Raw genomic sequence first — 22,480 nt, forward strand, 5'->3', positions numbered from 1 at the left:
AAGATATCAAAAAAAAGCGGAGAAGGTGTAACACCTTCTCCGCGTACAGAACTTCAAATAACGCCCGAGCGACGCTTGTTACAGACAGGTCGGCGGTGGCCCTCCGGTAAACATGTAGTCGACCAAGAACACCAGATCGGAAATATCTATCCCACCCGATCCGTCAAAGTCGGCCGCCGCGATTACCGGCGGCTCAGGTCCATCGTTGAACATGTAGTCAACCAGGTAGACGAGGTCGGCAATGTCAATGACCGGACTGCCGTTGCCGTCGACGTCACCACAAATCCAGCCCGCCGTGATCGCAAAAGTAAACGGTTGCTCATCGGAGCTACCGACGGCATCGACGACCGCCGCCGTAAAGTTGATCGTCTGGACCGATGCCACCGTGCCCGAAAGGAGTCCGCCGGACGACAGGCTCAAGCCGGTGCCGCTGAGCCCGGCATCACCCTCCGACCAGGTTCTGCTGCCGGTACCGTCGGACGCTTCAAGCTGGACGGAATAGGGCACACCTTCCATACCGTTGGGCAGTGAACCGGTGGTGATAGAGACGACATCGTTAATGGTGAAGGCAAAGGGCTGCAATGTTTCAGCGCCGGCTTCATCGGTTACGCTGAGAGTGAAACTGATGACTCCGGCTGCGGCCGGTGTTCCATCGATCAGTCCGGTCGGTGAGACGCTAAGCCCGGTGCCTAGCAGGTCGCCTGCGTTGTCGCTGAAGGACCTCTGCCCCGTTCCGCCGGTGGCCACGAACTGCTGCGAGTAAGCGATGCCGGCCGTCCAATCAGGCAGCGAGGCAGTGACGACATCGATAGCCGGATTGATAGTGAGGCTCAGTTGTTGTTCATCCTGCCCGCTGTCATCGATGACCAGAGCGGTGAACATTATCCCACCCGCCGAGAGTGGCGTACCACTGAGTAAACCGTCGCTACCTAAACTCAAACCAGTGCCGACGAGGTCTGAATTCTTGTCGCTCCATACGGCCGTGCCGCTACCACCGGCCAACTCCAACTGTTGACTGTAGGCAGAGTTTACCGTCCACTCAGGCAGGTCAGTGGTGGTGATAGTGACGCCCTGGGTGACCTCTATATTGAACAGACGTTCGAAACTGGCGCCAAGAGCATCAGTGGCCTTGGCCGTGAAGCTGATTGTGCCACCGGCATTCGGCGTGCCCTGTACGATACCGAGCGGTACCAAGAATAGTCCGGTGCCGGCCAGATCACCGTTCTTGTCGGACACCGTTCTTTGGCCGGTGCCGCCGGACGAAATAATGTCGGCCTGGTACATCTCACCCACTGCACCTCCGCCCAGAGTTTCGGTAATGATCGTCACAGCCGGGTTGAGAGTGAAGTCGAACTGCTGTTCAACGGTAAACAACGAGTCCACAACCTGAGCTACGAAACTGACCGCGCCGGACACCGCAGGCGTCCCACTGAGAACACCATCGGATGCCACCGAAAGCCCGGTGCCGACCAGGTCTGAGTTCTTGTCGCTCCAGGTTTGTTCGCCATAGCCGCCGTCGGTAGCGAAGGTCAGGCTGAAAGGATGATCCTGAGTCCAATCCGGGACTTCAGTAGTTGTAATCGACAGGGCGTGGATGACCTCAAAAGAGTACAGTTGCTCATCGGCACCGCCGCCGCCATCGATGACCCTGGCCGTGAAACTTACAACTCCCGACGCATTGGGCGTGCCGGTAAGATCACCATCGGAGCCCAGATTGAGCCCGGTGCCGGCAAGATCATTGTTCATGTCAATCCAGTACCTCGGCCCGGTCCCACCGGAAGCGGCCAGTTGTGCCGAATACGGTTCATCGAGATTTGCGTTGGGCAGTGACGCTGTGGTGATAACCAATTCCGGATTAATTGTGAAACTGAAGGCGGAGTTATCGGACGATCCAACAATGTCCGCGGCCACCGCCGTGAAACTGATCGTTTGAGCCGCCGGTGTTCCGGATACCAGTCCGGTAGGCGACAAGGTCAGGCCGGAGCCATTGAGGTCATCGTTCAAGTCGGCCCAGACCACCGATCCGGTACCACCACTCGCTTCCAATTGTTGCGAGTAAGCAGTGCCCGCTGTTCTGTCCGGCAATGAAGTTGTGGTAATATCAACGGTGCCGTTGATTCGCAGTGACAGCAGGACGGCATCGGCGTAGGCAGAATCGTCTACTACTTGAACGGTAAAACTGAACACACCCGGACTGACAGGTGTACCGGAAAGCAGGCCGCCTGCCGACAGGTTAAGGCCGGTTCCCACCAAGTCGGAGTTCATGTCGGTCCAAACATACGGCTCGGTACCACCGCTGGCTTCCAGGACGTGCGAAAACGGGATACCTTCGGTCCATTCCGGCAGGATAACTGTTGTGATACTGGGACCATTCGGATTGCACTCGTAACCGGTGACCACGACATCGTCGATATTCCAGCCGCACCATTGCCAGCCAACATCCGTAGAGCCCATTGTGAAACGGACATAAACGGTAGATTCACCATCGGCCACGGACGAGATATCGAACGTCTGCTCGACCCAACTGCCGGCGTTCATAGTTGCTGTGTTCTCCCAAACGGTCGTCCACGTGCTGCCATTGTTGCTGACCCGCACATAGGCATGATCGTATTGCGGCTGCTCCACGCCGAGCCAGCGCCAGAAGTTCAGTTGCACCTTGGCCAACTCCGAGCAGTCCATGGGTGGCGAGGTCAGGTGACGTTCGGGCATGTTGTTTTCGTAATCGCCGTTCAAGTTGTATCCAAAAACGGTGCTGCCGGAGTGCCCACTTGAGGGATCGGGCTGGCCGTACTGCCCTCCGTTGCCGGTCGGTGTGCCGCGCGCCCACAAGCCGCCCGACGACGTCCAACCCTGATCGGTGTCGAAGTTGTCCTCGAACAAAACGACTTCATCGGTGGCCGCAAACGCCTTCCTGGGGGTGGACGGGTTGGGATCGTAGATGACCCCGATGCCTTCCGCTTCGGCGCTGACGTAGTATTGGACTTCCTCCAGACAGTCGACCGGCGGCAGAGTGGCTATATAATTGTTGTCGCTAATCTCGGTCATGTAGACACTGTTCAGGCTGCCGCCCTCGATACGGTAATGCAACTGGCCGGTGCCGGGTACCGGAGCCTCGCCTTCAATACCCGAGATAACCACTGTAAATGTGGTCGGAGCACCTGGCGTCAACAGATCGGGGGTACCGAGCGGATAAGAGAACGACAGCGGCGCCAGTTCGGGAGCATCCATGTTATGCAGTCCGAATCCGGCGGCGATCTCCCAGTAATGCGGGGTGCCGTTGTTGATATTGCCGTCATTGTCATCCAGGGTCAGCCAGTCGATTGTGATCTGCGGAGTGATCTGGTCGCCGGTATGCAGGAGAATGCTGTTGATAGTCAGATTTTGAAGAATAGGTAAATACTCTCCCGGTCCCTGCGTGGTCTGAGCCAGGGCGTTGCGAGTATCCCAGACACATCCGGAGAGCAACTGTCCACAGTCGTGGATAGCCCCGGAACAGGGATATTGATGGCTGTTGTCGGCGTTGCGTAAAGGTGTGGTGCAGGGTCCGAAGAACCCGAGGCCCATCAGGTGTGAATCTTCGATAACGACATAGATACAATCGCCCATGCCTTCACCGTATTGACCCTGGCCACTGCCGGCCATGTTGACCAGATGGTGGCCGTATTCGTGATGAACTACTGCGCTCCACGCTGTGTTCGGATAGGACCCACCGGCCTGACAGAAGTTGATCGATTGTTCGGAGGGGCTGTACCAGGCGTTGCCGGGACAGTATCCATCGGTGCGGTTGACCGTGACCGGAAACTCGTTGACCATCAGATTGGGATAACTCGGGTTCTGAGCCACGGCCATCGAGCGCACGACGTTGGATTCGATATATGCATTCACCTGAGCTCGTACCAGAACATTGGAGTTGGCCGCGTTATGAATAAAATCGGCCGGGCCGGGCGGGGTTACTACCTGGCTCAGGTTCTCTACTGCTCCCACGTAGTTGTATACGCGAAACCACTCACCGCGCATCTCCGAGCCAACCGTCACATCGGCCGTTCCGCCGTTGGGAATGACAAAATCACCCAGCGAATCGGCATAGGACACGGTGCCACCGATATTGACTCGTGCAAATGGCATCTCCTCAAGAGCCTCGGCCTCACAGTTTTCCGAGGCCAGACCCTGCGAGGCCATGCCTGAGACATTGCCGACCACATCTTCAAATATGATGCGGTCCTCTTTGTACAGGATTTCGCCGGTTTGCGGGTCGACGACAAAGCGGAACTCCTGAGGAAAATCGGATGTGCCTTCAAAAACAACAGCCATGCGTGGATTCTCACGCTGTGAGTTGACGCCGGCCCAGATCACTAATTCCTGTTCAGTGAAATCGGTCAGGTCTGGTTCCGAGCTTCGCGCGGCCTGTTCGGCCACTGTTGAGTAGCCGCCGAGATAGCTCTTGTCGGGCGCAAAATCGCCCAGGTCGCAAAGGCTGGAAACAGCCAGCACCAACGGATTGTCATAATCGTTGCGCATCAAAAGACGCAACTCTGCTTGATAAACCGGTATCCCCTCCACCTCCTGATGATAATAGACGAGGGTGAACTTGTACTGACCGGTTTCGCTGTTGTACATCACCGGCTGAGTGAGTTGTCGATTCGGCATCAGATTGCCCGGGACCAGATGTCCACTCTCGACGCCGAACAGTCTGGCATGGTTTAACCGGAATTGATCGGCCGTCTCCTCTGCCGAATAGCCAAAGCCGAACTGTACGCCATAGAGTCGGGTTACCATGGGGCCTGTATGATATGTTCTGATACCATCGTAATCAGATTTGAGATTGTCAAGGGCCTGCTCAGCCTGTTGCATTCGCTGGGGCGTCAGCCCGGCGTAGCCGTCGTCATCAGAAGCGGCCATTGCCGAGCATGCGAACAGCGCGAGAATCGCCATGGATAGCAGAATCCGTCTCATGAGTCCTCCTGAAGGGTATATCAAGCTTCTCTTTTATTCGTAGTAATCGTGAACCTGCACAACGTTGGATTACCTCTCGTAGACAAGATAGGGAAATGTTGAATTAAGTCAACCAGTTGATTGGTCTGAAAACTAAAAGTCAAACCCGTTGTTATTTCAATCTGACAATTTACACAACTTAGTTTACACTACCATTGCCCAATTGCTCGAATGCTGCCACGGTTTGGCGCCAAAAGCAGATAACTCCGGTGTGGGATAGGTGGGCTTCCACTACGGGCTTGTTGACAAACCCAAGATTGGTTGTGTCGGGTCTTGATCGCGCCGTAGGCGTGGTTGTGACCCGACACATAGTAAAATGCGGGACTGGAGCGGCAGGTCACACGAATCACGCGGGACGCGTGATCCGCACGACCCACCGCAACGAGCAGGCACACTTCTTCAACACTCCCCCCTCGGCTTGTTTTTGTCCCATCTGAGTCCGGCTACATTACCACACAAGAAAAGCCCGACGGGGCGAACCCGCCGGGCTGGTGTGTTCGGTTCAGACGCTGTCTAACGAGCGGCGCCCGTTCTACAGCTTGACGGCACTGCCAGTGATCCGGCATGGGCAGACCAGCGACGCATAGTCTCCACACCGGGTTTGCTCGGCGTTCCTCCTCTCAAGCAGTCCAGACAGTCGCAACGGCAGGGTGGCGGACCACCGACGAACATGTAGTCAACCACCCAGACGAGATCGCTAATATCGATCACGCCGTCGCAATTGACATCAGCATCCTCAAAGCAACATGGCGGCGGGCCACCGGTGAACATGTAGTCAACCAGGAAGACCAGGTCGGAAATATCCATACCCGGTGTCCCGTCGCAGTTGATGTCACCACGCGGCCTGTCGGGAGGACTACAGCACGGCCTGGGGATATGCCGCTTGCGCGTATGTCCGATTACTTGGCCGTTGTTATCCAGGATAGGTACAATGCGCGGATCGTTGTACGGCCGATCAAACGGCGGCGTGAAGGCATCACCATCCATCGGGTCCCAGCCCTCAGCACACGACAGATGCATCTGCGCCGGAGCACCGTGCAGAACATCCATCGGGAAAGGAAGTCCCGTGGTGATAACAAAGTACACGTCGAAGAAGCTCTCGGCCTGGTGATCGTCGCACCAGTTGCACATCTGGATATAACCACCGGATGGCTGAGTGGGATCGAGCTGAATCTCGAACGGACCCAGCAATACCGGGTCATCGCCTGAGCCGCCGAACTCCAGGATAGTGGTGTTCATGCGGTAGGTGCCCGGCGCAACTTCAAACGGCGCCGAACGCTGGACGATCATGTCCTGACCGGTAGCGTACAGGGTTGTCAAGAGAACGATTCCCGAAGGATCGTACAACTCGATTTCGAAGTCATGGACCGGGATAGTATCGATACCGCCGTTCCAACCAGTCGAACAAGGCTCGCACGGGTTCGGATCGCACGGTATACCGTCGCCCTGATACTCATCGTTGGGACCGATGCATCGGGCCTCGGTGGTCATGTGGCAAGTATGCTCGATGGTGTCACAACATGCACCCAGCGAATCGACATCGATACTGTGACGCTTCATTGTATAACCAAGCGTGTCACCGGTGGCTTCATCGATGATCGGCACCTTCCTCGGGTCAATATAGCGATGACCATAAGGAGGCGCGAACTCTCCACCTGGGAACGGATTCCACTGATCGTCGCAGTCTAAGCCCATCTGAGCGTTTCCGGTGTACATCGCCGAGGGTCCGGTGACTCGATAATCGAAATCGAAGAAGCTCTCGGCCCAATTGTCGTTGCAGGAATCGCACATCCGGATGAAACCGGTATCGGGCGAGTTCGGATCAAGGTCGATCGTAAAGGCTCCACCCACCAGTGCGCTGGTACCGGCACCGGTCAGACTGAGCACCTTGGTATCGAGCTTCCAGATACCCGATCCGGGAACTTCCTCGTGCAGGTTGTAGCGCATGACAACCATGTTGGCGCCAAAGGCCGTTACCGTACCCAGTGAAACCGACGGGTCGACAAGATCGAAGAGTTCCACCTCGAAGGCCGAGAACAGAATGGTATCCATGCCCGGTATCCAGTCGGTGCAGATGCACGGATTGGGCGAGCACGGGACACCATCGCCCATGTATGCCTCATTGGGACCGAAGCAACGTACCGCTGAAGTCATGCGGCAAGCACCGGTAGCATAGTCGCAACAGGCACCCAGAGGTTCATCGTCCACATTGTGCTGTTTCCAAACATAACCGATGACTTCACCGTTCTCGTCGATGATCGGAACCTTGCGTGGATCGTTGTAGGAGTTGCCGTTGGGCGGATTGAACTCTCCACCCTCGAACGGGTCCCACTGATCTTCACACGGCAGGATCATCTGGGCGTTGCCGCGCCAACGGTTGCTCGGCCACGGTAGCGACGTCAGTATCTCATAGTTGAGATCGAAGAAACTCTCCGCCCAGTTGTCGTTGCAGGAATCGCACATCTGGATATAGCCGCCCGACTGCAACGTCGGGTCGAGACCGACCGTGAAGGGACCACCGGTCAGCGCACTGGTACCGTTTCCACCGAACTGCAGAATGTCGGTATCCATCCGCCAGATGCCCGGCGCCACCTCGTAGGGTGTACCCCGTTGGACGACCATCTGCACGCCGAAGGCGTAGAGGGCGCTGACCGGATTGAGCGTATCCGATCCATCGTAGTACAAGACCTCAAACGATGAGAACAAAATAGTGTCAATCCCCGGTGTCCATTGTGTGCACACGCAGGGGTTGGGATGACAAGGCACGTTGTCACCCTGGTACTCATCGGCGGGACCGACGCATTGGATGGACGAAGTAATGCGACAGGTATGTTCCACTGTGTCGCAGCATGCGCCCAAAGGCTCGCGGGCAATCTTGTGCCGTTTCCAAGTATAGCCGACCAGATTGCCGTCAGCGTCATAGACCGGCACCTTGCGCGGGTCAACATAGCGGTGACCATACGGCGGAGTGAATTCGCCACCCGGAGGGAATGGATTCCACTGAGCTTCGCACGGCAATTTCATCTCGGCCAGTCCGTGATACCTATGTTGCGGAGGCGGCAACGAGGTGTTAAGGCGGTAGTGAATACTGAACTCACTCCGCGCCCAGTAATTATCGCAGGAGTCGCACATCTCGATCAGACCACCGGAGTACTGGCCGGGGTCCAAGTCGATGGAGAACGGTCCGCCGATTGCCGGATTGGCCGATGTACCTGCTCCGGAGAACTGAAGCACCTTGGTGTTCATTCGCCAGATACCGGGCGCCGTTTCAAAGGGCGCAAACCGCTGGACTATCATCTGGGCGCCGAACGCGGTCAGCGTATCGGGTGGCGCCGCCGAGTCGATAGGATCGTACAACTCAACCTCGAAAGCTGAAAACAATATAGTATCGATACCCGGTGTCCATGTCACGCACTGCGGACACGGGTTCGGCACACAACTGGTAAGTTCAGGATTAGGCTCTTCGTTGGGACCGTCGCAATCAGCCAAAGATGTCAAACGACAAGCACCGGTAACCATGTCGCAGCAGGCGTAACGCATGCTGTCGCACGGATGCGGGACAGTCGGTTGGTGCTGGGCGTGGCAGAGCCAACCCCGATGAACGGTTGAGACAGCCTCCACCAGCTTGAGCGGTGGCTGAGTCGGCACCGGGAAGTAGGCGTTGGTCGGGGGCAGACTGGTGATGCTGGCCTGCAAATGTAAAGCCGAATCGCCGGTGTTGAGCAAAAGACCGTAATCCGGCACTTCGACTTCGAGGTAGACATCGAAGAAGCTCTCGCCCGACACAAACCCACCATAGCCGTCGGTCACGACACTGGCGATATACCCTGTCGAAGCCTTGTCGGCGCGCTCACGAACTATGACCGTGCCCCAGACAGGATCGACAGCCGACAATTCGAACGCCACGATTTCGGTCTGGATAGTATCGCCGTTTTGATACGGACGCGGCTCGACCCAAACCTCGGACGTCGGAGTAAGCAACGAGGTCAGGTTCAACGGTACGCCGTAGAAACAAGTAGTGTCATCGGGATCGAGCGTGATAGTACCGCCACCTTCGGAGTCGAAGCAGTCTTTCTTCGGAATGACCGGACACGGGTTGGGCACACAACTGGTACCGTCGCCCTGCCATTCATCGTCGGGACCGATGCAGCGTTCTTCGATGGTTATCCAACAAGCGCCGGTCACGGTGTCACAGCATGCACCCAGACTGTCGGGCGGCTGCACCCAGTGTACCGGCCGTACCCATCCGATGATAACTGCCGAGTCCAGTACATTGACAACGGGATGCCAGTTGGGATCGGCATATTCCGTGTTGAATGGCGGAATAGCCTCGATACCGTTTTGTGCCTCCATGTGAGGAGGTGTAGCCGGCCCCGGTTCAATCGCAACACCAATCTCCGGGAAATTCACTTGGTAGTAAACATCGAAAAAACTCTCGGCCGGGAAGAACTCATCCGGTGAATTGGGATACACCCAGCCATAGGAAGCTTGTGGGGACAGCGTGAGAATAGCCTCACCAAACAACTGGCTGCGACCGGTTAGGTCCATCTCAAGCAGTTGCGTGAATAACTCTCCCTCGCCAAAGCTCTCCCATGAGAGAGTGCTGGTGCCGCCCAGATGAATCGTTTCATCGGGCTCCTGACCTGGAATGGGCGGTGTGGGTCCAACCACGATTCCCATCCAGCCGCCGGTCGGAATGGTACCCTGCCCGGTCTCCGGGTCCCGAACACGGTGTTTATGCCAGACCCAATAGAGAGTATCGCCGGTGTTCGGATCGACAACCGGCCTCTTTCGCGGGTCCTGATAGACGCGACCGTGCGGCGGGATTTGCCATATCTCATCCTCCATGCGCGCATTCCCTCTGGGCGGCTCCTGCGCTCCGCAACAGAGTTCCACACCGATATTGAACTCGAAGCCGGTGCCGAACAGGGTTAAAATAGTGTAATAGAAACCCTGATAGTGCGCCCAGGATCGATTCGAGCCCGCCGTGCCATCGTCGGAAATGATAGCGAGCGTGTCGAGAGCCGGGTCGCCCGTATTCTGGACACCTATATGGAAGTCCTGGCCACAGAATATCAGGTTGAAGGCTGAGAAATCAACGACCGCATATCCGAAGGTTGCCGGTAAACTTGCTGACGGCACAGTGACTGAGGCCAGCGCCGCACCGGGCAAGCCTGCTCCGTCATCGGCATACACGGTAACCGTCATGTCGGGCGAGCCGACGGTCACATCGCCGTAGACCAGAACCTTCGCAGTTTTCAGCGTACAGCAGGCGCCGGCCAAGGGCGTGATTCGTTCACCCCACTCCGGGATTTCCCACGAGTTGGGTAAACCCCAGAAATATGAGGCAGCCTGAGCTGTCTCATAGTACGGGCAGGTGTCCGGCGGCGGGATGATATCCCAGCAGTAGGGTCCGTTCCAAGCCGGGGAACCGACGCCAGACCATAACCAGGCTCCTGACGGCGGGAAGAAAGCGGAGTCGATACACAAGGTCTTTCCGATCTCTGACGGATCGACCTGTGTGGCGATGGTGGCTGCGATGTCATCCCATCCCGGTGGGAGGCCGGTACTGGTCATCGCGGCTGCCCCGATTCCTATGGTGTCAGCGTCGCTGCCGTTGACGCTGAACTCGTTGTAACTACAGACAAGGTTAAACAACGCACAAAAGTCCGGATTGAGCGTTGTGGTCGGTGTAGTCCAGAGAGCGCCGTCCGGTGAGTGCATCCGAAAACCGTTGCTTACGCCGGCGACATTACCTCCGCTGGTGTTATTCATCCAGATTTCGATATCAACCGGTTGACCGGCATATATACCGCCCCCCCCGGCGCCGGCGCCGGATAACTGCACATAGACGCCACTTTGACGACCCTTGACGGCACCCTGCGGCTCGACGGCATTGTCCGGAAGAGGCTCCAGTCGGACATCCGGTACCGGCTGCATCGATTGCAATTCGGCTTGCCGGTTCTGAAGATCGTAGCCCAACTGCCCCTTATAGGAGCCGCCGGTCGCGCTGGACTTTAACGGGTCCGGTTGCGAACCATGGGTGATTATATAATACACGTCGAAGAAGCTCTCGGCCGGGAAATCTATCCCGGGCGTGAGCTGAGTAATCTGCCCCGTGGACACGATGCTGCGGTCCAGCGTGACAAACACCGAGTCGCCGCTGACTGCACTCCAGCCGCGCATCAGCAGAGTATCCATGCGAGTGTTTATGGTCATAACACCGTCATCATCAAAGGGGTCCCCGCGCCATATCACGGCGTATCCAACCATAGGGATTGTCTCAGTCGGTCCTCCGATAGTGTCCGGGTAAACTTCGATCTGAGCCGAAGTTGTGATGACGTCATATCCCGATGGCGGGTAGGCTTGCGCAAGTTGCAGGCCGCCGCCAAGTATAAGGATTGACAGTATGATTAATAGTTTTGCACGTAACATCTATTCCTCCCGTTTTCAGGGATTCAGAGTTAGATAGTTTTGTGTTGATTATGCCCATTGCGGGCCAAACGCGCGGTAGTGATGTCCGGCCGAGTTGCCGGATCGCCGACCCGCTCGTTTGCTTTTCTGATGTTACGATACGGGAGGTCCGCGAAGATGCGGAACCACATACCATAAGGAGATGCAGTGAGCCGACTCAAACCGTATGCAAAGTCGTCGGGAACAGCGCGAGTGGATACTGCTATGACGCAGTAATCGGCGCTTGACATAACGAGCCAAAAGCAGAATCAACCAGTTGCCCAGTACGATTACCGACGACCAAACGACCAACCCGCCCAGGGAACCTAATCCGGCTATAATATCCGGCCCCACAAACTCGCCTGGCAATTGACTGACCCCACTGTGCCGAGCCAAAACAGAACCGGACGCAACCCACAAAGCCGCAACGCACAACGGGTGACATTTTAAGTGTGACTTGAAGTGATTGAGGGCGAAAGCGAAGCCGGCGAAGGCCACATTGAGGGCAACCAGCCGAATGAAAAACTGGACGGGAGATGCCGGCAAATTGCCCAAGTAGCCCGCAACTACGTAAGTTGAAGCCAGGATCAGACCCAGAACCGGCGCCTGCATGCGCGAAACATGACAGAGACGCCACAGAAGAGGAACCAAAGCGAAGAGAGAGAAGAACCATAGTTCGGGGTGAACGTGTGCAAAACACAGCATCACACCGGAACTTCCTGCCGACAGCAGATTCAGTCGCAGTTGACTACCGAGCGCCCGGTTCATCACAACCCTGCCCGTTTTGTAGCCGATTGGTGCAGCTACATCGTTCAGACTTTTTCGGTTCTCCAAGCGGATGATGAGGACTTAGTAATCTGCACTGTTGTGAATTCGACGATGGTCTGTTGATCTGAGCCCAAGACGGGGCATCACTCCTCACCCTATGCCGGAAGAAAGAGATGATGGTCGACGTTGTCAAGCTTTTAATTGGAGATAAATCCGATGTCCGGCCATGTCCGGAGAGTTGTGAGAGCTAAGGTCCCATTTCATTCCCGGCATCGCACGGTCTGGCGCGCTGACAAGCCCGGGAAACAGGACCACTCACACATAGAATAATGGAGCGATTCATCCAAAAAAGAGCTTGACAAGCCCTGCCCCAGGTGGTTCTTTGCTCATGAGGTTGGGGGCGACCTTCAACATTGAGTATTACCACCACAGCCCAACCCCGGGACGATAGGCTTACTTCTCAGTTACCTCGTCGGGAAACTGTAGGAACAATTTGTCTGTCTGCAAAATGGCGGACCATCAGGCTACTTGACGGCATCGGCGGGATTGGCCGTCTGCCTCAGAGTACCTCTGGGCGCCGGGAAGAGATACACGCCATGAGGCCGGTTGCCACCAAAACCAACCTTCGCGGTAACTGTCTTTGCGCCGCCAGTTCGGCGTTGATGTTGTATATCGCTCACAATCATCCCGAATTCTGGTATCTCTCGCTAATTGCATTTGTGCCGTTTCTGTGGCGGCTTCTTCAGGTTGGCCTCTGGGACGCCGTATGCCTGGCTTCCACACTCGCGTCACTTTTTGTACTGGCCACCAATGCCTTCGCACTGTTAGACGCTTTCGGTTCCGTTTGTTTTGAGTTGGTCACGTACAACATCGCTTTTGTAGCCTTTGCGCTTGGAATAAACCGCGCCAAGACAAAACTGGGCTTCGATCCATTGATGATCGCTCTGCTCTGGTTCCCCATTGAGTATGTCCTGATTATCTATGCCGATGTCGGTAGCGTGTTTTCGGTACCGGATGCTGGCTTGGGAGCAGCCGTCAGCTTTTGCACATTGTTCGGCTTTGCTTTGGGGTCATTTGTTGTGGTCCTGGTCAATGCCCTGATCCTCTGGCTGGCCGAGTGTATCGCACGGAAGGCGAGCGCGGATTGCAGAGCTTCATCAAGAGAGACTCAGACTTTTTACGTTCAAACCAATTTCGTCACGCTGCATTGCAATCTCTATTATCTTCTGGGTCCCCGCGCCCCTCCTGTTGTCATCACGTGGCTTGAGAGATCACTGGGAAGGCTGGCGCCAACGGTCGGGCTTCAGTCTTCACACCTGTAAATCTGACTAGCTAAAGGACAATGAAATGAAGAGATTAGGAATCTGCTTTATAGCACTAGCGCTAATGGTGGGTGCCTTTGGCCAACTGGCTCAGGCCGCCTATCAGGAGCAAGATTGGCGCCATAATGGTACCGGGAGAACCGCGAACAACTTAGAGAAATTCCTTGATGGTGATTATCTGGTTTCGAGGTGGTACCAGGGCGGTGGACAGCGCTTTTCAAACTTCGACTATATCTATGACGCCACCACGGGTGTCACGACTCTCAAATGGTCGGGCGGAACGGTTCCCGACTCCACCTCCACCTGGGCATGTTTCTCAACCAACCAGAATAGTATCAAACATAAGTACATTCCTAGGTGGACCTTTGAGGACACAACGATTGGACACGCGGGCCCGGGCCTCTCAGGTGAATTCGCCGAAGTTTCCCCCGGTACTTTTAGGTGGGCTCTTACCAACGACGCTGTGGACGGTTACGATGTCACTCTGGCCGAGTTTTCCGTGGCAATCGTGCCAGACCCTCTTAGTTTTGCTGACTTGCGATACGATGAGATGGCTGGCTTGGAATGGCTCCCCGGTTACCCCACGCACCTCGGTCTTTCCATGGGCGATTCCCTGGTTTTTGATGTGCCCGGTGTCCCAGAGGGAGGCGCCGTTGTTTGTCGTGCGGAGGTATATTACGACTTCGACCCAAGCGAAGTAGTCTACTACTCGGCTCAGATCCACATCAGCCCCGTCCCCACCCTCACCGAATGGGGAATGATCATCTTCTGCGTTCTGTTGTTCGGCTGGATGGCCTGGATGGTGGTGCGTCGGAAAAGGAGTGTGACAGTAGGTATCTAACGAGATAAAGATGTCGAAACCACAGAGGTCTCGACCTACTAGAGAAAAGGACTGACTCAGGCGGTGGGAGTTAAGCTCCTACCGCCGTCACCGATTCAATGATTGACAAGGCGGAAGAAATGTTATGAGAACTTTCAAGACGTGTTTAGGGAGTTGGGTGTGGCCCTTCGTTCTGGCGGCGGTGATCCTCCAGCCGGCCCACGCCATAGCGTCGATAGATGACTGCCGATGCGCCGGTTGGGGGCCGGTACATGATATGATTGAGCCGATAACCGGTGAGATCACAATACAGATGAGCGTTCTGGAGACAATCGGTTCACACCTTGGACGGGTCGGCAACGTACAATCCCAGGTACTCTATGGTGTGTCGGCTGACTACGGAAGTATGAGTATTATGTACGACGATGCAAACCCGGCCCCATCTTGCACCCTGCTCTCGTTAAACCCCGTAGGTCAAATGGGAAGCCTCTACCCGGCCATCCACACCGTGCACCTCAACTGGGTGATGACGCTCGGGTCGCTGCGGGGACTAACGTTGCGCAGCGCCTCGACGGTCACCATGGTCAGTGAAGTACTTGACCAATGGCCAGCTGACAATATGACGTACACGGCCGTCACCGACGTCTATTTCGTTAATGTCGACGACCCCACGGACACCGTTCTGATGTTTCCGATGGCCGGCACCGTGGGCACTATCTCGCATACTCAGACTACCATCCCCACCCTCAACGAATGGGGAATGATAATCTTCTGCGTTCTGTTGTTCGGCTGGATGGCCTGGATGGTAGTGCGTCGGAAAAGGAGTGTGACGGTAGGTATCTAACGAGATATAGATGTCGAAACCACAGAGGTTTCGACCTACAAGAGAAAAGGACTGACTCAGGCGGTGGGAGTTAAGCTCCTACCGCCGTTTATTTGAGGTGCGGTCCGGTGCCGGTTTAGCTTTCTTGAAGTAGCGGTCGTACCAAACAAAGTAGAAGTAAAGACCCGCCCAAATCAGCACCGGGACCGCCTGAGCACTGAGCCGCAGCATCGTCAGGTTGGTGTAGAAAAGCGCCTTCCGCCAAAACACCGGATAGAGCGACTGTCCAGCGACTGTATTCATGTGCTGACCGTAGTAGTTGAACACGTACACTACCAAATGAACAACCTGCACCCCAAAGATGACAGCGTAGCCAATCCCGAGGATCTTCAGGCGCAGCCGGGGCTTCACGTTCGGTACGGCCATAATCAGCGCCAGTAGGAAAACCGTACCGAAGGAAATAATCCGGTAGCTCATAACATGCGGTTTGCCGTCGGGCGTCGGCTGATAGCGCAGTCTGATGTTCTTTCCGCTACTGTCCATCCCCGTGGTCAAGTCGTGACTGTCCAGCAGCAGCACCACCTTTTCGGCAACGAATGTCAGGACGGTGGTCACGGCCGGAGTTGTCACCACCCACAGGCCAAAGGCAAGGACGAAGAAAATCAGAAACCGAAGTAAGAACAGCAGTCTAATGTTAAGCGGTTTCTTTTTCCGCCGCCCAGCGCGACCAGAAGTGCCAGACGAAGATCGCCCAGAGGATGATGATCGGCTGCCAGACATACACATGGACCTCATTGAAAATGTTGGGATAGGAGCGACCCAGGTAAAACAAGCTGATCACCCTGCCCAGATTGAGCACGAAAACGGCCGCCACCCCCACCGGGATACCCCAGGCCTTGGCTTTGAGACGGGAAGGATAGGCGATGATGCCTGAGACCAATATCGCGGTGGCGTAGATGCCATTGCAGCCATCGACTACATTGATGCTATAGTCGGAGGTCATCAGACTGTTGCCCATCACTCTGGCCCCTGCCCCGAAGATATTCATCACCAGGCTTGAGGCTGCAGTGACCAATCCGGTGAACGGCACGACAACGGCCATCTGGACCGCTTCGAAGTTGAAGGCAACGACAAACAAAAGCAGCACGCCTCCGAAGGCCAGGTAAAGACGTAACAATGTTTTGATCAGCGCTCTCTTATCGCCGGTCTGCTTCTTGGTCCGCCCCTCACTCTTTGATTTCCGACGTCCCAATATCTTCTTTCCTTTGATTTAGACAGCCCCATAATACACTCAAATCCTGCCGCCGTCAAGGGGGTGCCTGTTCCTTGAGCGGAATGCTTCATGCCGACCGGGCCGCTACTTTCGTGAGGCGATATGACGAGCTAACGCTTTATCCAACTGACGAAAGACTCTCATCTTGTGCACTAACGAGGCAAGCCCCCGCGGGCTTTGAACCATTCTTCCCTTCAGGAAATCTCCTTTATACAAAACGGCAGGCCGCGGAGAGTATCCTCTGGCCTGCCGTGTGAAATCGGTCGAACCAACAAATCTGAGACGATGACCTATTTCTTTTTAGCCTCGAGGATTTTGTTCCACTCGGCAATGCGATCCGAGACCTTCTCAAACAGCGGACCGGTGTCACCCGTCACAACCATCTTCTCGATCTTGTCACCCTTGGCGATAGCGTTCACGACTTTCTGGTCATCGGCCGAAACTACTGCGCCAAAAACAGTGTGCTTACCATTCAAGTGAGGCGTCGGCACATGAGTGATGAAGAACTGGCTGCCGTTGGTGCCCGGACCGGCATTGGCCATCGAGAGAATGCCCGGACGGTCGTGCTTCAACTCAGGCTTGCACTCATCTTCGAATTTGTAGCCAGGTCCACCGGTACCCGTACCCAGCGGACAGCCGCCCTGGATCATGAAACTGGCAATCACCCGATGGAAATTCAGTCCATCGTAGTAGCCGTGCTGAACGAGGTTTACAAAACTGGCCACTGTGACCGGAGTTTCGTCGGCAAACAAATTCAGATGAATGTCGCCCTTGTTTGTGGTTATGGTTAGCTGCAACTTGTCAGGTGCCTCCTTTTTGGGTTTTTCCTTCTCGGCCGTACATCCAGTCGCCGTCATCCCGACCACCAAGGCGCAGCACATCATGATGCTGACGACAATGTTGAGGGTCGTTTTTGATCTTTCTTTCAAGTCCACTTCGTTTTCTCCTATCACTACTCGTTTATGATGTAATTTGCGTTCTTTGGTCGTCTTGGGGTCTCTGCCGGTTGGCTCAGGCGACCAAAACAGTTGTCCAACACGTCTCTCAAGCGGACTAAAGAACAGAACTGACGCCGGTTTGTCAAGGCGAAAGGGCGGCGGCTGCCCGCCACGCAAGAAGTGCTGAATAGGACCCTATTGAGCCATTGGTTTCGACGGCGAGGCATGGTTAGTCCCTTCTAAAATAAATGAAGTTGTACTTTCTTCGTGTCCTACTGCCATCCCTTGGCAGCCCAGCAACATTGATTGCCCCAGTTTCTTACAACTCGTGATCCCAGCAACCTGTTAGATTTAGACATTGGGTGTGGCGCGCACTAATGATCGCCGGCTTAGAATGATGGCCGCATTCGTTTCTATTGTTGGCCGCCGGAGCTATTGTTGTCGGCCATAGTTCGGCAATTCCCGGACTGAGATGAACAGCGGAACTCAGCCAAGCTTCACCTTAGTGGTGATATGCAACGCTACTATCGGAGAGTGATGGACTTCCAGACAATTATAATACTAAACTTTACTGAAGGAGTGCAAGAAATGAAAACAGTATTGTTGGCTGTGGTGCTCTGTGGCCTGGTTGTCGCCTCATGCTGCGGTCCCTGGTGCAAGCCCCCCACTCGATGCAACTTCGAAGACTGCCTCGGGCTTGACCCCATGGAAGCTCGCGCAGAACAAGCTAACGGAAGTTGGAGAATCGTCGCCGGGGGAAGCATCATGCTGGACTTCGGCGACAAGCAGGACGAAGCCGAACGAGCGATAGAGATCATCCGCCACTATAAACTCGACGAACAGTGCTTTGTGGGTAGGCCCAATCCGCCGATGAGATACTGGAAAGTGAAAGGCGAGGCGCCGTCGGGGGCAATGCCGGGCGAGGATTGCATAAGTTTCAACCCGGATAACATTGCTGTTGAGAATGGGAGCGGTGACTGGAAAATCGTCGCGGACGGTCACATCATCCTCAATTTCGGCGATCAGGAGCACGAGGCTCGCACATCGCTTAAGATCATCAAGTGTTACGGCTTCACCAGTACCTGCTATGTCGGCAGGCCGGATGCTTCGATGGTCTATTTCCGCAAGTAACGGACCGAACCGGTCGAGAGGTTTCAAGGAGCGGCCGGTTCCCCAAGAACGCTGTCAATGCCTGCCCCAGCCGTCCGACTTGGCCGCTAAGCGATACGACAAGCGCGTATTAAGGACTTTACTTTTCACAGTTTACGACATACATTCGCCACGCACTCAGCACCGGCGGGTGCTTGATTTGTTTGCGTGCCGGAGTGGTGAGATTGGTAGACGCACGGGACTCAAAATCAAAAAACGTAAGAAACGCAAGTGATTGGCAATCAGCGTATTCCCCGCCGTACCACTTGCTTAGCGCATCGCATTGCAAGTATCACTTTGTATTGAATTGGACCGTTTTGGACTGACTATGGTCACAATATGGTCACAAACGATAATGAAAGTGCGGATACTCTAACACATGAGCGGCCCCGACTACTTTGCTCGACTAGAGTGGGATCACAAGCCAAAATCAATCAGCCAGCACACGCATGCAACTGATCAAATCGCTTACTCCAACAGTTGCTATGCCTGACATGACATCAGACATGGCATAGGGAATAACCAACTCTTCATTGTGGATGATAGCGCCGCAAGTATAAACGACATTGGGGACATATCCCTCGCGCTCTTCCTCACGCGGTGCAAGTAAAGGCTCTTCCAGGCGCGCGATGATTTTTGCAGGGTTGTCCAGATCAAGCAGCATGGCGCCAATAGAATACTCACGCATGGGACCGACACCGTGGGTGAGCACGATCCACCCTTCATCGGTCTCCAGGGGCGAGCCGCAGTTGCCGATCTGAATGAACTCCCAGGGGAGAGTTGGTTCCTGTATGATTTTGGATTCCTGCCAGAAGTGGATATTGTCGGAAAACATGATGTGATTATTTTCTCCGTCCTGACGCGAGAGCATGACATAGCGATCACCAATCTTACGTGGGAAAAGAGCCATGCCCTTGTTCCGTACCGCCCTGCCGTTGAGGGTCAAGACGTTAAATCTGACAAAGTCCTTTGTTTCAATCAACTGCGGGAGAATATCAAAGCCGTTATAGGCCGTATAAGTCGCATAATAGGTAACTTCACTGTTGTCATCGATGAACTGCACGAATCGGGCATCTTCAATGCCTCTGCTTTCGTTCCTCGAAACCGGAAAGATAACCCGTTCGGAAACCCGGTGATCGGGCTGGAAACTCATCTCATAATTGGAATCTGCCAGCCAGTGCATGAGCTCAAAGGCCTCGTTTTGGCGTACTTCAGAGAAGACTGGTTGCGAGGATAGCGCTCCAATTCTCTCCTTCAATTCATCGTAGGCGAATTGTTCCGGCAAGCGATCAAGTAGATATGCCGTTATCTCATTGCAGGCATCCATCTCTCTGAGCTTTAATTGGAAAAGATGCCGGTCGTAAACAGAGTCTACATGTAGATCCGGCGTTTCGACGTACTCGCTGATAGGGTCAAAGAGAATCGTATTATGCTGGTCTAAACAACCGCTGCGAAATACAATAGAAGAAACATGACCTTCGCCGGTTGCCCGTAGACTCATGATGAAGCGCATACTGCCATCGTCAAGTTGGCTCTGATCAGGATGGGGAACGATTGAGGGGTTAAACAGGGCAGCCGACTCTATAGAGTACTCCATAGTAAAATAGGCTCCGATAAGAGCCTTCTTGGTCTCGCTGAGTACGGTATTTTTGGGCGCATAGTCGGATACCGCATTCGAGTGAAGCTCGAAGACCCGCCTGATGTCTCTGTGTCTTTCAGAAAAACCCAACATTACTTGTTCAAGCAGAGTTTTGGCCATTGCCTCAGACAGGTTCAATATACGTTTTATGATCTTCGATACACGGTGTGGATTGTCGGGCATATGAAGCCGGGCAATGACGCGAGAGTGGTCGCCCTGGATCTTCTTCTTTTTGCGTTTGATCTTTAGCATAGTACTTTATCGGTCGTCGCGAGCGGTTCTATGACAAGTTTACCGGTGTAGGAGTGTCCGTCTGCCAGTATTACAGTGCTGACCTGGAACTTGAAAGACATAACCGTACTAGTTCATCGATTACTGCCGTACCAACACACATCACGGAATCAGCCCCTCCCCAATATATCTTCACGGTGCCATCCTCTTCGGGAACAGCGCCACACGTAAATACAACATTGGGTACGTAGCCGGTCACCTCCCATGGTTCTTCGGGCTGCAATATCCAATTGTCGGAAACGCCGATGATCTTCGCTGGATCGTTAAGGTCGTGCAGGGCGACGCCAAGACGGTACACCGCACCAGCCATAGTCTGAAATACTCCGTGGTATATATGCAGCCAACCCTTATCGGTCTTGAATGGGGGTGCACCTGGCCCGATTTTCATTTCATCCCAGTGATAAGGAACCGGCTTCATGATCACCCGTGAATCGCCCCAGTGAATCAGGTCGGGGGAATAGGAAATCCAGATAGACCACGGTGAAATCTCAGAATGCGGCCGATCAAGACGCACATAGCGGCCACCGAACTTTTCGGGGAAAATGACGACGTTGCGAAGGTCGGCCTGAGTTATGAGAGCAACTCGTTCAACTTGTTCAAAATCCCTGGTGCACGCAAGAGCAATCCGGACGCCATGACGTGAATACGCGCTGTAGGTAAGAAGGTAGTCGTCCTGGACGGGGCAAATCCTAAGGTCCTCGACTCCGAACTCTTCATATTCCGTAAATGTGTCGTCCGTTGCAGGTGTGAGAAAAGGTTTGGGATGAACCGTGAAGGAGAACCCATCCTCGCTGTCAGCTCTTCCGATGATGGAGCGTCCGTTGTACCTGTGCGATCTGAAAAGCATAATGTAGCGGTCGTTATGTTTGACGATGCCAGCGTTGTGCACCGTGGCTACCGGGTAAGGAACATCGTCTTTTGTGAGAATCGGGTTCCTATCGTAACGCTTTACAATGGAATCTTGATTAGTCATGGTCAGTGCCGGTGTTCCTCTCTTATCCTCTTTTCGAGAATTGTCTCATAGACCTGAATGTACTTTTCAACCATGTGGTTGGTTGTAAAATACTGTTCAACATGGCGACGGCAGTATCCCCGATCGACATCTCTTATATGTGCAACAGCGTCTATTGCTTCAGTCACTGTATTCACGAGAAAACCGTTCTTGCCGTTTTCTATAAGTTCGGGCATGCTTCCTTTGTTAAAAGCGATCACCGGAGTACCGCAAGCCATGGCTTCTATAACAGACAGGCCAAAAGGCTCATTGAAATTGATGGGATGCAGAAGCGCAGTCGCCTTACCAAGAAGTTGATTGCGGTCGATCGGCCCGACGCTACCGGCAAAAACAACATTGTTATCGTTCAGGCGCGGTTCGATGTACTGATGATAATAGGTGTCATCCTGGATTATTCCCGCCAATACTAGCTTTTTGTTGCAGGCTCCGGCAATTTCAAGGGCTTCCCTCGCGCCCTTGTCATGATGAATGCGCCCGAAAAAAAGCAGATAGTCGTCCGGCTCAGGCTGAAAATCAAACTGATTCACATCTATACCGTGGTGTATAGTTTTGATATAACCAAGCTCTGGCGACCGATCGGCGTCGCTGATGGAAACATAGAACACTTTGCCATCATATTTCTTGTAGACTGGTAAAATATCGATTGATGAAAAACCGTGAATGGTGCTAACGACCGGAGTGCTGACAAGGCCACTATAGGTCAAGGGTAGAAAGTCGAAATTGTTATGGATGATGTCGAATTCATCGGCGCGCTCGAAGAGTTCGGAAATATGAAGGCATTCCCATACTTTTGGCACAATGGTCTGATCCTCTTCATAGCCTCGCTCGCAAACGGCGTGCAGCTTGCCAGATGTTACAGAATCACCAGTTGCGAAAAGAGTAACATCGTGACCGCGCGATACCAACCCTTCGGTCAAAAGGGAGACGACACTCTCCCACGGACCGTAGTGCCTTGGTGGTGTTCGCCATGCAATCGGAGAGAGCATAGCAATTTGCATAG

At 54.4% G+C, this 22,480-nt stretch carries 13 protein-coding genes; 4 read left to right on the forward strand and 9 right to left on the reverse strand.

Translation table 11 applies throughout. The features are described 5' to 3' along the window. Positions 1-78 precede the first annotated feature (78 nt). The 3 genes from OEV49_15125 to OEV49_15135 all read right to left on the reverse strand — a co-directional run bounded on the left by OEV49_15125 (position 79) and on the right by OEV49_15135 (position 12,150). Positions 79-4,953, reverse strand: coding sequence for a choice-of-anchor J domain-containing protein (locus tag OEV49_15125; GenBank protein ID MDH3892404.1), 4,875 nt, complete (start codon positions 4,951-4,953; stop codon positions 79-81). 552 nt (positions 4,954-5,505) lie between these two features. Beyond that, positions 5,506-11,427, reverse strand: a complete 5,922-nt coding sequence (locus tag OEV49_15130; GenBank protein ID MDH3892405.1) for a dockerin type I repeat-containing protein — start codon at positions 11,425-11,427, stop codon at positions 5,506-5,508. A gap of 132 nt (positions 11,428-11,559) precedes the next feature. After that, positions 11,560-12,150, reverse strand: a complete 591-nt coding sequence (locus OEV49_15135) for a hypothetical protein (GenBank protein MDH3892406.1) — start codon at positions 12,148-12,150, stop codon at positions 11,560-11,562. Positions 12,151-12,809: 659 nt separating this feature from the next. Between OEV49_15135 and OEV49_15140 the strand changes: the two genes are divergently transcribed. The 3 genes from OEV49_15140 to OEV49_15150 all read left to right on the forward strand — a co-directional run bounded on the left by OEV49_15140 (position 12,810) and on the right by OEV49_15150 (position 15,199). After that, positions 12,810-13,535: a hypothetical protein gene (locus tag OEV49_15140; GenBank protein ID MDH3892407.1), complete on the forward strand. Its 726-nt coding sequence runs from the start codon at positions 12,810-12,812 to the stop codon at positions 13,533-13,535. Between the two features lie 25 nt (positions 13,536-13,560). After that, a complete protein-coding gene (locus OEV49_15145) occupies positions 13,561-14,376 on the forward strand; it encodes an IPTL-CTERM sorting domain-containing protein (GenBank protein ID MDH3892408.1) in 816 nt (271 codons plus the stop codon). Between the two features lie 124 nt (positions 14,377-14,500). After that, the gene (locus OEV49_15150) at positions 14,501-15,199 is read left to right on the forward strand and encodes an IPTL-CTERM sorting domain-containing protein (GenBank protein MDH3892409.1); all 699 of its coding nucleotides are present in this window, start codon (positions 14,501-14,503) and stop codon (positions 15,197-15,199) included. 78 nt (positions 15,200-15,277) lie between these two features. On the opposite strand, the gene OEV49_15155 is transcribed toward OEV49_15150, so the two are convergent. From OEV49_15155 to OEV49_15165, 3 genes are all read right to left on the reverse strand, one after another. After that, on the reverse strand, positions 15,278-15,793 hold the full coding sequence (locus OEV49_15155) for a hypothetical protein (protein MDH3892410.1): 516 nt from the start codon (positions 15,791-15,793) through the stop codon (positions 15,278-15,280). A 79-nt stretch (positions 15,794-15,872) separates the two neighbouring features. Continuing rightward, complete coding sequence (gene xrtH / locus OEV49_15160; GenBank protein ID MDH3892411.1) at positions 15,873-16,430, reverse strand: exosortase H; 558 nt, start codon at positions 16,428-16,430, stop codon at positions 15,873-15,875. A gap of 311 nt (positions 16,431-16,741) precedes the next feature. Beyond that, positions 16,742-17,308 (reverse strand): peptidylprolyl isomerase, encoded by a 567-nt coding sequence (locus OEV49_15165; protein MDH3892412.1) that lies wholly within the window; start codon positions 17,306-17,308, stop codon positions 16,742-16,744. A gap of 669 nt (positions 17,309-17,977) precedes the next feature. Here OEV49_15165 and OEV49_15170 point away from each other — a divergent pair. Further along, the gene (locus OEV49_15170) at positions 17,978-18,520 is read left to right on the forward strand and encodes a hypothetical protein (GenBank protein ID MDH3892413.1); all 543 of its coding nucleotides are present in this window, start codon (positions 17,978-17,980) and stop codon (positions 18,518-18,520) included. A 448-nt stretch (positions 18,521-18,968) separates the two neighbouring features. Here OEV49_15170 and OEV49_15175 read toward each other — a convergent pair whose 3' ends face one another. The 3 genes from OEV49_15175 to OEV49_15185 form a co-directional block, all read right to left on the reverse strand. After that, a complete protein-coding gene (locus OEV49_15175) occupies positions 18,969-20,429 on the reverse strand; it encodes a glycoside hydrolase family 130 protein (protein ID MDH3892414.1) in 1,461 nt (486 codons plus the stop codon). Between the two features lie 70 nt (positions 20,430-20,499). Next, positions 20,500-21,441: a glycoside hydrolase family 130 protein gene (locus OEV49_15180; GenBank protein MDH3892415.1), complete on the reverse strand. Its 942-nt coding sequence runs from the start codon at positions 21,439-21,441 to the stop codon at positions 20,500-20,502. Positions 21,442-21,443: 2 nt separating this feature from the next. Beyond that, complete coding sequence (locus OEV49_15185) at positions 21,444-22,478, reverse strand: glycosyltransferase family 4 protein (protein ID MDH3892416.1); 1,035 nt, start codon at positions 22,476-22,478, stop codon at positions 21,444-21,446. Between the last annotated feature and the right edge of the window lie 2 nt (positions 22,479-22,480).

Source organism: Candidatus Zixiibacteriota bacterium (assembly GCA_029860345.1).
In the GTDB taxonomy this organism is placed as follows: Bacteria; Zixibacteria; MSB-5A5; order GN15; family FEB-12; genus JAJRTA01.